This window comes from Mucilaginibacter sp. KACC 22773 (assembly GCF_028736215.1).
Lineage (GTDB): Bacteria > Bacteroidota > Bacteroidia > Sphingobacteriales > Sphingobacteriaceae > Mucilaginibacter.
Window position 1 is genome coordinate 250,127 of record NZ_CP117883.1, and the last position, 14,138, is coordinate 264,264.

The window sequence follows — 14,138 nt, forward strand, 5'->3', positions numbered from 1 at the left end:
TTTCCGGGCAACATTACGGTGCGATGTTTGGTACCTGTCGGCTCCCGAAATGAACCCAATGGCCACCCGATGGCCCCCGTTAACACACCGAAGCATACCCGCAATCACCCTTTCGGCACTGCCAGGAAAAAATTATTTTTGCGTATTGACGGGAATAAAATATTGAGATATATTTACGTTAAATAGCAGCCGCGCTACCTCGTGTTAATAACCTGCCAACCTTTATCATGAGTAAAATTTTGCGCATATTGCTTCTAATAATTGCTACTTTATTTGCGGGCTGCAACAAAGATGTAGTAGAAATAAACACAAAATCTGCAATTACGTCTAACAGCCAAAGCCTGAAAATATCGCCGGTACATACCGATATTCCTGTTGTCAGCATTTCGGCATCATCAACCTATCCTACGTGGGACGCATCAAATGCAATTGACAGTAATACTGCTACCAGCTGGAGCTCGGCCAGGCATTTAAGTTCAAATGGTGTGGAGTTTGTTCAATTTTATTTTAGCGGTGCCGTTGATATAAATTATGTGAAGCTTACCCCAAGGTACGGCAGCAATAATGCAGGCTTATGCTTCCCCTTAAATTTTACAATTTATTATTATACGGGTGCATCATGGGTGGCAGCAAAATCGTTCACTAATTTTGCCAATCCCCAAAAAAGCGACAACTATGATTTGCCGGTGACCATACCGCTGCCGGTTACTGTGCATGCCAGCGGCATAAAAATAGAAGTTACCGGGCTACGCGCCGATGGCCCCAACTATTATTTCCAGCTGGCTGAAGTTGCCGCGGGATTTGATGACGGCTTCAATCATTTTAAATGGACCGGCAATGATAACGCTGTCAGGCAAAACCGGATTAATAACGCAGGTTCGGACTCATTTAACCCGGACCGCATTTTCAACTGGACACAAGACGACCGCGACCCCATCATCCGGGGCACAACCAATGCTATTAACCCTAATATATATGCGCCAAACATAGTTTATAATGGCGGCAACTGGCATATTTATTATGGCGGCTGGGACAATACATCAGCAAAAAACGACCGGATATTTACAACGGTTACTTATGACGACTTTTTAACTTTTGGCACCCATACTTTAGTGATTGGCAATGGCGACAGGCGCCACGTAAACAACGAAACTGTATTAAAGAAGCCAGATGGCAGCTGGCTGATGTATTATACTTCGTTAGCTCAAAACTCGGTTGCCAATAAGCCCAGCTTTGCAACCTCGGCCGATGGCATTGCCTGGGCCCCAAATACCGGCTCGGGCAATGCCTTTTTAAATATGGCCAATTACCCTAACTGGGCCACTGCCGATGTAAACGGATCAAATGTTGCCTATCTTGAAAACGGCATCTATCATTTGTATTTTAATGATTTTGCAACCAGGCCCAAAGCGGTCCATCATGCGGTAAGTACCGATGGGATAAATTTCAATTACACCGGCGATGCGCTGGCCGAGAATCTTGTTGCACAGGACGTAAAAGCCTTTACGTACAACAATGCCACTTACTATTTAATGGGAATGCACCATAACCGGCAGGAATTAAGATACAGCCTAAGCAACAGCCTGACCAGTTTTCCGGCCAGCAGCTTTTTGCTGGGCAATTACAATGCAGCCGATTTATATATTGTGTCGATGGGGTTTGTAACCAATGCCAACAGGTTATACGGCATTATTTATGGCGCAGGGCCTACCGGCGATTTGAGCCACAATTCGTTACACGCCAGGTGGCTTACAAAAAAAATAATTTTTATAAGCGACAGAACAAACGCCCGCTGGGGCGATATTGAAAGAGCGCACGGGCCCAACCAGGTTGTACTATACATGAGTACCGTGATGGAAACCGGCCGCTTTTATGTTTACGATACCGACGGCACCACCCTGCTGTATACCAGCCCGCAGGTTACTATGCGGTCGGGTGATGTGTGGACGTATAATCAATAATTGATTAGTGGCTTTTCCTTTTTTATGTTTATTTTAAGGACGACCTTTTTCACCGCTTTGCACATGATGATCATTGTAGCTTTTATTTTTGCCAAAATCGGCTCTAAGCGCGTTATCGGGGGCTTCACCAGCTTTTTGCTTTGTTTATTTTTAGCGCCGGCAGGCTGGTATCTTGTTTTGTCATCAAGGCGATTGGATGACCAGGTGTCAGACGCTGCGTTGATAATTGAATTTAGTCAGGTAAAAAAGGAAGTATAATTTGCTGCAGAAATACTTTCTGATAGAAGGAGTTGTTATTTATACCGAAGTAAATAGATTTATTTGCCACATCAAATAGTTCAATGCCCGCCATCCTGCCTCGGGGCTTTTTTCAGGTAGCTCGCATGGCGCAGTTGAATAATTAAGATTAGATACTTATCAGATATAAATAAAACACGATGTTATTTCGCCTGTTAAACAGAAGGAGGTAAAATAAAAATGATGTGGCAGGAAATTGATAACAAACTTTACAGGGCATTTAAATTTAAAGACTTTTCGGAAGCATTTTCTTTTATGACCCGGGTGGCCTTGCTGGCCGAATCGAATAATCATCACCCCACCTGGAAAAATGAATGGAATAAAGTTGAAATCTGGCTGTCGACTCACGACCAGGGAGATATCGTTACTGATAAGGATAGATCGTTAGCCTCCTCTATTGATAAAATATTGGAAGGTGTTTCGGTTTAAGGTTTTTGTGTTCTGCGAGATCCTTTTGCAGATGAATCTATCGGAATGCCGGTTACAAAATAGTTCATAGCCCGGTACGCGGTCTCAGGGTCCTTTTTCAAAGAGACCCTGAGGGGACATAAAGTTGATTTTTTTGCCTTTTGCCTTAGAACTTAAGACTTTGGGCTAAATACAACCAGTCAATTTATCGTTGCCCCGTCACTAACTATATATCCACATCAGCATCCGTTTTTTTTGCTTCCTGATCAGCGCATCGACAATTTTAAGGGTGTTGTTTGATATGGCGGGGCAGCCCCAGCCTTCGGGCGTACCGTTGGGATATACATCGGCTTCGGCAACTTTTTCCCAGGAGTGGAATACGATTTGCCTGACATAGGCATTATTATTGGTGCTCTCCAACCCGGCTAAAAAGTATTTTACGTGGATGCCCCAGGCGCTGTAAGCCCGGCCATTAATCTGGTATTTCCCCAGGGCGGTACAATGGCTGCCGTCACTATTGCTGAAAACGGGTTTGTCTTTTGTCCACACGCCCGACCACGGCGCACTGGCGCAGCCATGGCTTACCAGGCCGGTAATCATGGTATCGTTTTTACGAAAATCCCAAACCATAAATCGCTTAACACCCGAGTGCAGGCTCATGTCTATCAAAATACAGTAACGGGTATTGTAGCCTTTCTGTTTGCAAAAAGCAAGGCTTTGTTTGGCCTTTTGCCTGGTACGGTTAACGTCGATATGCGGGGCAGCAGCGTTAGCGGCTGCGGTTAACAGCAGGAACTGCAATAGGGCGAGGAATTTAAGATAAGGTTTCACCGGTAATTAATAAATATTGTGATGATGTGAAACGTTTGAAAAACGCAATTAGTATTCAGGGGGTAGCGTTTAAAATTTTCCGGGCCTTTTGGCCTCTCAGGTTCTCTCAGAGAGGAACCTGAGGGAATGGATGCCTGATGTGTAAAAATAGTCCATAGCCCGGTACGCGACCTCAGGGTCCTTTTTCAAAGAGATCCTGAGAGGACACAAGCGATTAAGCATTTTCAATCCCGTAGGGGTATACCATTTGTAGAAAAGATAGAAAAATAATGCCCGTGCCGTAGGTACGGAACTTATGTGGCGTACCTACGGCACGCAAAAATGTTAAATTACGATTGCTACAAATGTTTTGCTCCGATGGAGCAGCCTGTCATTTTCTTAACTTAATAGCTTCAAGGAGAGGAACCAGAGGGAGGGGGCCTGTTGTATTGAAATAGTTCATCGCTTTGCTTGCAACCTCAGGGTCCTTTTTCAAAGAGACCCTGAGGGGACATAACTTCGGTGTTGGACATTCGAAATTCAGTGTTCGATATTATTTTACTTCTGTTTTTCCTTAACTTAATAGCATTGAAGAAACCCTGAGGGGACATCATGCAATAATTAGTTATTAAAGCCTGCAACCGCCGCAATCTCAATCTGCGCCTGGCGTGGTAACTCCTTAACGGCTATGCAAACCCTGGCCGGGAATTTATGGTGAAAATATTTGCTGTAAACAGTGTTGGCAGCAGCGTAGTTATCCATGCTGGTAAGGTAGATGGTTACATTGACCAGGTCCTGGTAGTTAAGTTTATTTTTACGCAATACCTTGCCAAGGTTTTCCATTACCTGTGTTGCTTCTGCTTCAAATCCGTTGCTTACCAGTTTACCTGTATGATCAATGCCAATCTGGCCGGATATATACAATGCATCGCCGTAAATATAAGCATCAGAAAAGGGCAGGCCTGTTTTAGTTTCGCCGGATTTAGCCTTCCCATTATTCTGTTGCTGAATTTCTGTACCTTTCCTGTCAACCTGCACCCAGTATTCAACTATTTTTCCGTTGTAAACCCTGTAAACTGCGCTTCCTATTTCAGTTACAGGGAGTCCTGTAGATTTAAATTCGTCCACATCCCCAATTTGATTACCGGTTTGTTTCCAGCGGGCATAAACTTTGTCGTTACCGGCAATAAGTTCGGTAATTTCAAATTGGTAACGGCCATAGCTTTGCAGGAATTCATTGACATGCTGCCCGTAGTTTTCCGGTGTCCTGACAACGGTTTCCGGGTGCTCTGCATTAAGCTGATGTGCTTTTACCGAATCTGCCATAAATTCTGCAGCCCTTTCGGGTGATTTTCCGGAACGGACGATTTCTAAAAAATCCCTTACTGTTTTTTCTGATTGTTGTGTAGTGTTCATAGTTGTATTTTGTGCTTTGCTGCCAAAAGATATTGCCAATAAAAGCAATAGCGTAATGGTGTACTTTTTCATGATCCTGAGTTTAAATTAACGCAACAAATTTGACCAAATATTTAAAAACATAACAGATACAGTTTTTGATTATTTAGGCATAACAGATTGATTTTGGAAGCATAAAGTGCGGGAGAGGATGCGCCTGTACGTTGAGATGACTCATTCACCTGGCATGCGGCCCCAAGGGCCTTTTTCAAAGAGACCCTGAGGGGACAAAAAGCGCGGGAGAAGTGAAGAAAAACAAAAGGACAAATAATATCGAACACTGAATTTCGAATGTCCAACGCCGAAATTTTTCCTTCATTATCCGATATTGGACATTCGGTGTTCGATATTAAATCGATCTTAATTCCTTAACTTAATAGCATTAAAAAGGGCCCGGGCGACAAAATTGTTTTGAGTGCTATCTATTATCAAACAGCCGTAATCAGCGCAGCTCCGGCTTCGTCGATGTGTACGCGGCAATCGGCAACAGAAATATGGTGTTTGAATTTGCCGATGGGTTCAATCCAATCGCGCGAGGTAAAAACAGGGGCCTGGATGTTTACAGATTCTACCAGGACCTCTTGGCCATCCAGCACCAGCCGCCAGCATTTGTCATGGCCGTTGCTTTCGGTATTAAAACGGATTTGGGCAAGGTTAACTTGTATATTCATTATCAATAGGGGTATTGTAAATAATGATGTAGAAACGCCTGGCTTTAAGGATTATTATTTTGACGGATGGGGCGTTACCAAATTGTTACAAAATCTTGTTTACAGCCTCCGCAGCTCAAAATTCAACATATCATGGTAGGCGCAAAGGATTTATCGGGAACCTTTGTATTGGTAATGAATAGCTGATAGATCCTTCCTACTTACCTATTACAAATCCCATTTTCCTGTCATCCTGAGGAACGAAGGATCTATCAGCTATGCATGACCGATAGAAAAGTTGGCAAATGCTTCGTTCCTCAGCATGACAGTCTTTTATTTTTAAATGTCATTCCTCCTTCATAGTTTACCTAAATTTGATAACTACCCACGACATATTGGGTTTTGGATAAACATTGGGCTTTGAACGCCGGCTACGACTCACCCCGGCTACGCTACGCTGGCCGACCCTCCTATGTTTGTTATCATAATATAAGCAAATAGATTTGCATTATAAAGTGAAAAGGAAATGAGAGCAGATGGCGACCCCAACAACCATTAAGGTATGTTCAGAGAGAGATCCTGCCTCATTTCTTTTTACCCTTTAGAGTTTGAACAGAATGTAAGGAATATTGCATAGCGATATATCCAGGATATCCAACCAGGAGAGCAAACGAAGAGGGGTTATTCACTTTTGATATTATTAATCAAATCAGGTGATGACAAAGATTTTAAAACAGGTAGCCGGCATTGACGTGGCGCAAAATGAACTGGTAGTTTCTTTAGGACGGATGGATCGATCCCTTCATAAAGAAGTGTATGCTTACAAAACATTTGCCAACAAGCCGTCGGGGTTTACAGCGTTATTGGTATGGATAAAGAAACATACAGATAACCAGGTAAATGTCCATTATGTAATGGAAGCAACTGGTGTTTACCATGAAAAAGCAGCTTATCATCTTAGCGATCAGGGCTTTGAAGTAAGTATTATACTGCCGAATAAGATCAGTAGTTACATGAAAACATTGGAGATAAAAACGATCACAGACAAAACAGCATCGGAGGCTATTTGCCAGTTTGGATTAGAAAGAAACCTTAAAGTATGGCAGAAGCCTAAAAAGATATTCCGGGATTTGAAACAGCTGACACGGGAACGGGACCAGATTGTAGCCGACCGTACAATGACTAAAAATCAATTGCATGCAGAACAGGCAGAAGCTTTTCCTAACGATAGGAGTTTATACCGGGCAAACCAACGGATTAAACTACTCAACGGGCAGGAAAAGGAGATCAAGCGGGAAATAGCCGAACTGGTAAAATTGGACAAAGAGCTTCATAGAAAGATAAACCTTATCATGTCAATACCAGGAGTAGGAGGTTTAACGGCCGTAACAGCAGTTGCCGAGACCAATGGATTTGAACTGATCCGGAATAAGAAGCAAGTTGTAAGTTTGGGAGGTCTGGATGTGATCGTAAAAGACTCAGGTACATCAGTCAAGGGAAAACCAAGGATATCAAAGCGGGGGAACAGACATCTGAGGAAAGCGATGCACATGCCAGCTTTAACCGCTATAAGGCACGACGAGCGCTTTAAAGCCATATTCATCAGGCTGGTATCTAAACATGGGATCAAAATGAAGGCAGTAGTAGCTGTACAACGAAAAATACTGGAAATGATCTATACGATCTGGACAACGGAAAAGAAATATGATAAAGAATACTTACAAAAAGAAAATATAGCAACCGCTTAAAAGAGTTAGGGCGAATAAAACACGAAGTTATACCGCCCTAAACAGGCTGACATAAAGCCGCCTTAAGAAAACAAAATTAAAAAGAATTTGATAATTAACACAGAATCTCTCTCCGGCTTACGCCGCAAAGAGGGTGAAGCTCAATTTTGGTTTTATTGCCCCTCTATGCGACGCAGTCGGAGAGAGGGGCAGACGGGCGGAGCCTCGTCGGGGTGAGTCGACTCGCCGACGTACGTCATCCCCCTTCTGAATCCGCGGATTTTATTACCCAGGATTGACAGGGGAATTAGGCATTTCCTGCTAAATTTTGATACACGGTACAAGCGATTGGGTATTGCTGTTAACGGTATTCGGAGACCTGGACGGCTTCGGGCGCTAAATGGCTTGATGCGGGCAGGTCTATAGTAAAGACAGATCCGCGGCCTTCCTCGCTATCGATGGTAATATAGCCGCCGAGCGCCTCGATATGGCTTTTGACCAAAAATAGGCCCAGTCCCTTACCTTCAATATTTAAATTGAACCTTTTATAGGGTTTAAAAATACTGTCCCGGTGTTTTATTAAATCAATGCCTATGCCGTTATCTTCTACGGTAACTATGGTACCTGTAACATCATCAGCAATAGTGATAGTTACGCGTGGCGAATTGTTTGATCGGTATTTGATGGCGTTGCTCACCAGGTTATAAAATACACTGTACAAATAAGCCTTATGCGAGTAAATGATATGCGAGCCGCCGTGTATAGTAACCTCAACCTCCGTATGGTATATAACATCTTCAAGGTCGGTAACTACCTGGGCTATCAATGCGTTTAAATCAATTTTTTCTTTGGTAAGGGCTGTCGAGCCATCGGTGATGGATACAATTTGGCTTAAGTCTTTTATAACGCTATCCAGCCTGTTCACTACAATTTTTAAATCGTGTGTACATTTGGCTACCGTGTCGGGGTCGTCGCTATCCAGTTCCAATAAATTGGCTATCCCCATGATATTTGCCACCGGCGACCGCAGGTTATGCGATACAATGTATCCAAACTGGTTAAGCTCCTTGTTACGTTCATATAAATCGCCGGCAAACAATTTAAGCTCCAGCTCTGCCTTTTTTTGTTCGGTAACATCGCGTTGAATGGCCACATAATGCGTTAAAATGCCCTTGTCGTCCATTACCGGATTAACAGAAAAGTTTGCCCAAAACTCTTCTCCGTTTTTTTTGTAGCTGATGGTGGTAATTTCGCATGGTCTACTTTTACGCAATGCTATATCCAGCCGCCGCAATTCGGCCGCGTCCGATTTTGGGCCTTGCAATATCAGTGGCGTTTTACCCATTACTTCATCGGCATTATAACCCGTCATCCTGGTAAATGCTTCGTTTACATAAACAATGTGCGGTCCCAATCCATCAAACATGTTGGCATCGGTAATTAAAACAGCATCGGTAGTGTGCGTTATTACAGATTGGATTAGTTTTAAATGGTGCACTTCTGTTTTACGTTTGGTAATATCATGCATAGCGCCTACCATCCTTATGGCTTTACCTTTTGCGTTGCGTATGACAAATCCCCTGTCAACAACATAAGCGTAAGTGCCATCGGCTTTCCGGTAGCGGTATTCGTCTTTCCATTTGGTTTCGGTTCCGTCAATTACGGCGTAAATGCCTTTTATTAATTGATCTATATCTTCGGGATGTATATGGTTTGTCCATGAACTGATGTTGCGCTGAATGCTTTCGCTGTTATATCCAAAAATAATTTCGAAGCCCTCGCCCCAGTACAAGTTGTCATTTGTTAAATCCCAATCCCAAATAGCATCTGAAGTTGCCTTGGTTACATAATTATAGCGCAGGTTAATTTCTTCCAGCGATAACGATAAAAGCTTCCGGGGCGTAATATCCTGCACCGTTCCCCGGAAAACTGCCGGCTGATTGCTGTTACCGGCAACCAGTTTGCCAATTTCATGTACCCATTTCATCGATCCATCGGGCAAAATAATACGGTATTCAAAATCTATTTCCCTGGCGTTATTTACGGCAAAGGCCTGCTCCCGGGCAAACCGCTCCCTGTCATCGGGGTGAATGGTTTTATAAAACAGGCTGTAATCGGCCGCGAACGAATCCCTGTCGGCCCCCCAAATGGTATATACCTCGTCAGACCAGTACCTGTTTTTGCCATCCAATTGTACCTGCCAATAGCCTAACCCGGCAATTTTTGTAGCAATACGTAGCTTCTCTTCCGAGTTTTTTAGTTCGTTTTCTGCTTTTAGCTTCTCTGTTATATCATTTATGAGTACCAGTGAAGCTTTGCGGCCATTAAACTCAATGACATGACCGGTAACTTCAACGTGTATCAGATCGCCGTTTTTTTTAAGGTGCCGCCAGTTTTTTTTGTGGATGGAGCCATAAGATGCTTCACTTTTTGTGGCTTCATTAATAAGGGCGATATCTTCCGGGGGGCGTACCTGCCTGATGTTTAACTTTAAAAACTCCTCCCTGCTATAGCCATATTTTATCAATGCTTCTTCATTGCAATCCACTATCTGCAGGGTTTCAAAATCCCAGATAAACATGGGCGATGGGTTGTTATCAAAAAGGAGCTTGTATTTTTTTTCAGATTCGGTTAAGGCTGCTTCCTTGTTTTTTTGATCGGATATATCGCTAAAAGCAATAACTATTCCTTTAAAAATGCCATTATCAATAATTGGACTTGAGGAATGCCTGATATTGAACGCCGATCCATCGGCCCTCCGGTAAACATGGTCAAGATTGTGCTGTCCGTTAACGGCCTTATTTACGGTGCATATGGCGCATTCGCTTTCGGGGTATACGTTACCATTTATGTCGCGATAATGGATAAGGCTATGCATGTTTTTGCCAATGCAGGCCTCGCGCGGGTAACCAAGCATCTGTGTGGCCGCCTGGTTAATAAACATACAATTGCCTTGGGTATCAATGCCATATACGCCCCTGTTCAGGGTGTCAACAATTTGCTCAAAGTTTAAATAGTGCTGTTCGGCAGGCATCCGGTGTAATTAACTTCCCCTTTTTTACGCAGGTTAAACGCAACTTGTTGTTATTGTTTGCATTTTAGTAACCAGCCGGGTTATAACAGGAAGGTGTTTATAAAACAGGTTTATTATATTATTATTAGTGGCCGGGTTGGCAAATATTAATTATTAAAACAAATGTAACCTTTGTTTAAGCGGTGCGTACAAATCCAAAATGATTAAATTATGGATATTGTTGTAATACTGGGTGCCATACTATTGGGTTTAGGTATTTTATTAATAGCGGCTATTCTGTTTTTTAGCGGGGTAAAATATATTCAAAGAAAATATTACCCCACCTGGAAATTTCCGGATTATATTAGCGTGGGATATGCCGAATACCTGTACAGGAAGTATATAAAAAGAAGTAAATCTTAACCCTGAAATCCAAACCTGCCCTGCAAGATTTAAATTAAAAGATAAGGTGAAGGCTATCCGCCCGCCACAAGTGCATAGCACCCTGAATGGGGGCGGTTTTTATTAATTATTGTTATTGCTGCTGCCTTCCTTTAAATCATCATTATTGATGGTTTTTTTAGGTTTTTTGGGCTTTTGAACAGACATGCCACCAAATTTATAAGTAAACGTTACCTCGATGCTGCGGTTGTGCATTATGTTTACGGCATTCTGGTTAATGTTGCCCGAATTAACAACGGTAGGTATTCTGAAGCCGTTAGTCAGAAAGTTATCTGCGCCAATGCCAATGCTGCCTTTTTTGTTGGCAAACTTCCTGTTAAAACTTAAATTATATACTCCGAAACTTCCCTGGTAACCCTGTAGCTGTATTTGGCGCGAACGGTGGAAGGCAAATGCCTGTACCGAGTACTTGTCTGACAGGTCATAGCTGCCAAATATGCGGTAGTTGGCCACCCAGCCATGGTTGGATGCCCGGAAAAGCGGATCGGGGTCCTGGTTATCCAAATCAAGGTAATACATATCAAGGCCGCCATTAAGGCTTAGCTTGCTGGTGAGGGTAAGGTTGGCCGATAGGCTCATACCATAGGCATTTTGCTTGCCCAAATTTTGATAGCTGGTTTTTATGGTATCGCCGCTGCTTGTCCGGATGGTTTGGATAGCATCGTTGGTATTGCGCATAAATGCCGAAATATTGAAATGGTTGCTTTTAATATTGGTGCTGTAGGCCAGTTCAAAATTGTTGGTAAACTCGGGCTGCAGGCCAGGGTTACCGCTGGTTATATTCAGTGGGTTGGATGCCTGGATATTGGGGTTTAAAAACTCGATAGAGGGGCGCTGTATGCGGCGGTTGTAGCCCAGTTTAATCATATCGCCATTATCAAACTTTTTGCTGATGTTGAGGCTGGGTACCAATATGCCATAGTTAGGAATGGTAACTGCCTGCCCGCTCAGGAAATCGGCGCTGATGGAGGTATACTCGTACCGGGTACCTGCTTTAATGGTGTAATTTTTAAAAGGGTTAAAGGTAAATGACACGTATCCCGATGCCACATTTTGCTTGTAGTTAAACGCGTTTGACAGGCTGGCCGACGATACCGGCTGATAATTTAGTGAGCCGTCGGCTGCCGACAGGTACGTGTAATCGCTGGTTACTGTTCTGATAATATCCTTGGCGCCAAATTCCAGCAGCTGGTTTTTGGCAAGCGGTGTTTGGTAATCGGCCTCCAGGGTAAGCTCCTTATTAACGCTGTTGTTATTATTTTTTAATCCGCCAATTGACGATCCATCGCTTTGATCAAGAAAAATACTTTCAAAATTATTGTGGCGGTTATTCTGGCTGTACTCTGTCAGGAAGCTGAATTCGCGCTCGGGCTTTTTGCCGGTGAGGGTATAGGTTAACGTAGCATCAACCGAAGTGGAGTTGTTGGTGATATTGTTTTTTTGTAGGGACAAACCGGTAAGTACGTCATTCAGATAGCTATTGGTCAAAAAGTTATCCTGTACAGTTGGGTGGTTGTTAGCGCCAAATACCACGCCAAGGCTAAGTGAATTGTGCTCGTTAATATCATAATCAACCCCCGCGTTGTAACGGGCAAACAAAAATTTATTATGCGTATTGGCCGATTGTGTGGTGAGCAGGGCATCGCCCGTGGTAAGGCTGGTTATGGTTTGGCTATTGTTAAACTCGCCGGGGATATTGTAGCCTGTACGGCCAAAACCACCCAACGAAAAAGTGAGCTTACCTGTTTTGTAGCCGCCGTTAAGGCCCAGGTCGGCGCCGCGTGTGCCGGCTGCCGAGTTTAAGTTTAGCGTAAGCCCCTGCAACGTATTTTGTTTCAGGATGATGTTGATGATTCCGCCCGATCCTTCTGCATCGTATTTAGCCGATGGCGAAGTGATCACCTCCACGCTTTTAATCAAATCGGCAGGGATTTGCTTTAACGCGTCAGATACGCTTGCCGAAGCCATAGCCGAGGGTTTGCCATTGATAAGCACTTTAATGTTTGCGCTGCCACGCACGCTCACATTACCGTCAAGGTCAACCGATACCATGGGTACGCGTTTCATTACATCTGTGGCATCGCCGCCGCGGGCAGTCAGGTCATTTTCGGCATTGTATACGGTGCGGTCTATTTTTTCTTCAATTAATGCTTTTTTGCCGGTAACCTGTACTTCTTTCAGCAACTTACTATCGGGGCTAAGCAATATGCGACCCAGTTTAAGCATCCCCCCATCAACTTTAATATTAGCGATTGTTTTATTGGCATAGCCCAAAAAATTTATCCTTAAGCGGTAAGTGCCGGCCGGTAATTTGTCGATGGTAAATTTGCCGTCGGTGGCAGTTATTGTGCCGTTTACAACCTTATTGCTCGCCTGGTCAAAAACAGATACGGTAGCATAATCCACGGGTTTCTGGCTCACCGAATCGATAACAGTTCCGGTAATACCGGTGCCGGCATCGGTAATTATATTAGCGGCCTTTACCATGGTGAATGGTAAAAGGAACAACAGCAGGAATTGTACTTTTAGTTTCATGCACCAAATAAAAACCAATACAACCGTTTGGTAAAACGCGATAGACGGGCATAAAGAAATAATCGACCACGGGGCAAATCACCGGGACGGAGGGATGTTTTAGTATAGCGGGTAGCGCTTCATCGGCACAAATGGGCGATTGGTCGATAATTTCGGTTAACCTGTTATGTTAAATATTCTTTATTTAACTACTTTTAATAATCAAACAATTGACATGGAAAATGGAATGAAGGAGCTGGCAAATGAGATTATGATGGTGAAAATACCATCTCTCGACAATCAGCTTTTTGAGATGATTAAGCTTAATACGGTTTGGGACAATTCAATGGTTTCGCGGAAGACGGTTAGTTATGGCGTTCCCTATAATTATTCGGGACAGGAATATCAATTTTGTGCCATGCCCCGCTATTTGCATCCGCTAATGGATTTTGTACATGACCAAATCGGATTTTTCCCGAACAATTGCCTGATTAATTACTACGTAAATGGCGATTCAAAAATGGGTTTTCATTCCGATCAGGTTGACCAACTGGTCCATGGCACCGGAATAGCCATAGTGTCGCTTGGCGACCCCCGCATTATTCGCTTCAGAAATAAAATCGACAAAGGCAAGGAAATTGATTTTACGCTGGACGCCGGTACCTTGTTTTATATGTCCCAAGAGATACAAAAGCATTGGTTGCATGCCGTGTTGCCCGATAAAAATAATTCGCAAAGTGAGAGGATAAGTCTCACATTTAGAAGGTTAACGGAGAGCGTCGTTATGTAGGTTTGAGATCAAGGAAACTTTGTTTTAGTGCATGGCTCCATTGGTGTTGGC

At 43.4% G+C, this 14,138-nt stretch carries 11 protein-coding genes; 6 read left to right on the top strand and 5 right to left on the bottom strand.

Going from position 1 to position 14,138, the window contains the following annotated elements; genetic code table 11:
• Positions 1-227: 227 nt before the first annotated feature.
• From PQ469_RS01070 to PQ469_RS01080, 3 genes are all read left to right on the top strand, one after another.
• Positions 228-1,961: a discoidin domain-containing protein gene (locus tag PQ469_RS01070; RefSeq protein ID WP_274211331.1), complete on the top strand. Its 1,734-nt coding sequence runs from the start codon at positions 228-230 to the stop codon at positions 1,959-1,961.
• A gap of 63 nt (positions 1,962-2,024) precedes the next feature.
• Entirely contained in the window at positions 2,025-2,219 is a 195-nt protein-coding gene (locus tag PQ469_RS01075) for a hypothetical protein (RefSeq protein ID WP_274211332.1), read from the top strand.
• Between the two features lie 219 nt (positions 2,220-2,438).
• The gene (locus PQ469_RS01080; RefSeq protein WP_274211333.1) at positions 2,439-2,687 is read left to right on the top strand and encodes a 4a-hydroxytetrahydrobiopterin dehydratase; all 249 of its coding nucleotides are present in this window, start codon (positions 2,439-2,441) and stop codon (positions 2,685-2,687) included.
• A gap of 201 nt (positions 2,688-2,888) precedes the next feature.
• Here the strand turns inward: PQ469_RS01080 and PQ469_RS01085 are convergent, their stop codons facing one another.
• The 3 genes from PQ469_RS01085 to PQ469_RS01095 form a co-directional block, all read right to left on the bottom strand.
• A complete protein-coding gene (locus PQ469_RS01085; protein ID WP_274211334.1) occupies positions 2,889-3,497 on the bottom strand; it encodes a murein L,D-transpeptidase catalytic domain-containing protein in 609 nt (202 codons plus the stop codon).
• 600 nt (positions 3,498-4,097) lie between these two features.
• Positions 4,098-4,964, bottom strand: a complete 867-nt coding sequence (locus PQ469_RS01090; protein WP_274211335.1) for a Rid family detoxifying hydrolase — start codon at positions 4,962-4,964, stop codon at positions 4,098-4,100.
• Between the two features lie 395 nt (positions 4,965-5,359).
• Entirely contained in the window at positions 5,360-5,602 is a 243-nt protein-coding gene (locus tag PQ469_RS01095; protein WP_274211336.1) for a hypothetical protein, read from the bottom strand.
• 695 nt (positions 5,603-6,297) lie between these two features.
• Here PQ469_RS01095 and PQ469_RS01100 point away from each other — a divergent pair.
• Positions 6,298-7,329: an IS110 family RNA-guided transposase gene (locus tag PQ469_RS01100; protein ID WP_274211337.1), complete on the top strand. Its 1,032-nt coding sequence runs from the start codon at positions 6,298-6,300 to the stop codon at positions 7,327-7,329.
• A 340-nt stretch (positions 7,330-7,669) separates the two neighbouring features.
• On the opposite strand, the gene PQ469_RS01105 is transcribed toward PQ469_RS01100, so the two are convergent.
• Positions 7,670-10,342 carry a PAS domain-containing sensor histidine kinase gene (locus PQ469_RS01105; protein WP_274211338.1) on the bottom strand — a complete coding sequence of 891 codons (2,673 nt, stop codon included), beginning with the start codon at positions 10,340-10,342 and terminating at the stop codon, positions 7,670-7,672.
• A gap of 210 nt (positions 10,343-10,552) precedes the next feature.
• Between PQ469_RS01105 and PQ469_RS01110 the strand changes: the two genes are divergently transcribed.
• Positions 10,553-10,744, top strand: coding sequence for a hypothetical protein (locus tag PQ469_RS01110; protein ID WP_090640963.1), 192 nt, complete (start codon positions 10,553-10,555; stop codon positions 10,742-10,744).
• A gap of 102 nt (positions 10,745-10,846) precedes the next feature.
• Here PQ469_RS01110 and PQ469_RS01115 read toward each other — a convergent pair whose 3' ends face one another.
• Positions 10,847-13,318, bottom strand: a complete 2,472-nt coding sequence (locus tag PQ469_RS01115) for a TonB-dependent receptor (protein ID WP_274211339.1) — start codon at positions 13,316-13,318, stop codon at positions 10,847-10,849.
• 214 nt (positions 13,319-13,532) lie between these two features.
• On the opposite strand from PQ469_RS01115, the gene PQ469_RS01120 reads away from it, so the two are divergent.
• Positions 13,533-14,087, top strand: coding sequence for an alpha-ketoglutarate-dependent dioxygenase AlkB (locus PQ469_RS01120; protein WP_274211340.1), 555 nt, complete (start codon positions 13,533-13,535; stop codon positions 14,085-14,087).
• Positions 14,088-14,138: the final 51 nt, after the last annotated feature.

Bases quoted from the DNA above. Each gene is read 5' to 3' on its own strand.
- PQ469_RS01070 (WP_274211331.1), top strand. From the start codon at position 228: ATGAGTAAAATTTTGCGCATATTGCTTCTAATAATTGCTACTTTATTT.
- PQ469_RS01080 (WP_274211333.1), top strand. From the start codon at position 2,439: ATGATGTGGCAGGAAATTGATAACAAACTTTACAGGGCATTTAAATTT.
- PQ469_RS01075 (WP_274211332.1), top strand. From the start codon at position 2,025: ATGATGATCATTGTAGCTTTTATTTTTGCCAAAATCGGCTCTAAGCGC.
- PQ469_RS01110 (WP_090640963.1), top strand. From the start codon at position 10,553: ATGGATATTGTTGTAATACTGGGTGCCATACTATTGGGTTTAGGTATT.
- PQ469_RS01090 (WP_274211335.1), bottom strand. From the start codon at position 4,964: ATGAAAAAGTACACCATTACGCTATTGCTTTTATTGGCAATATCTTTT.
- PQ469_RS01120 (WP_274211340.1), top strand. From the start codon at position 13,533: ATGGAAAATGGAATGAAGGAGCTGGCAAATGAGATTATGATGGTGAAA.
- PQ469_RS01115 (WP_274211339.1), bottom strand. From the start codon at position 13,318: ATGAAACTAAAAGTACAATTCCTGCTGTTGTTCCTTTTACCATTCACC.
- PQ469_RS01100 (WP_274211337.1), top strand. From the start codon at position 6,298: ATGACAAAGATTTTAAAACAGGTAGCCGGCATTGACGTGGCGCAAAAT.
- PQ469_RS01095 (WP_274211336.1), bottom strand. From the start codon at position 5,602: ATGAATATACAAGTTAACCTTGCCCAAATCCGTTTTAATACCGAAAGC.
- PQ469_RS01105 (WP_274211338.1), bottom strand. From the start codon at position 10,342: ATGCCTGCCGAACAGCACTATTTAAACTTTGAGCAAATTGTTGACACC.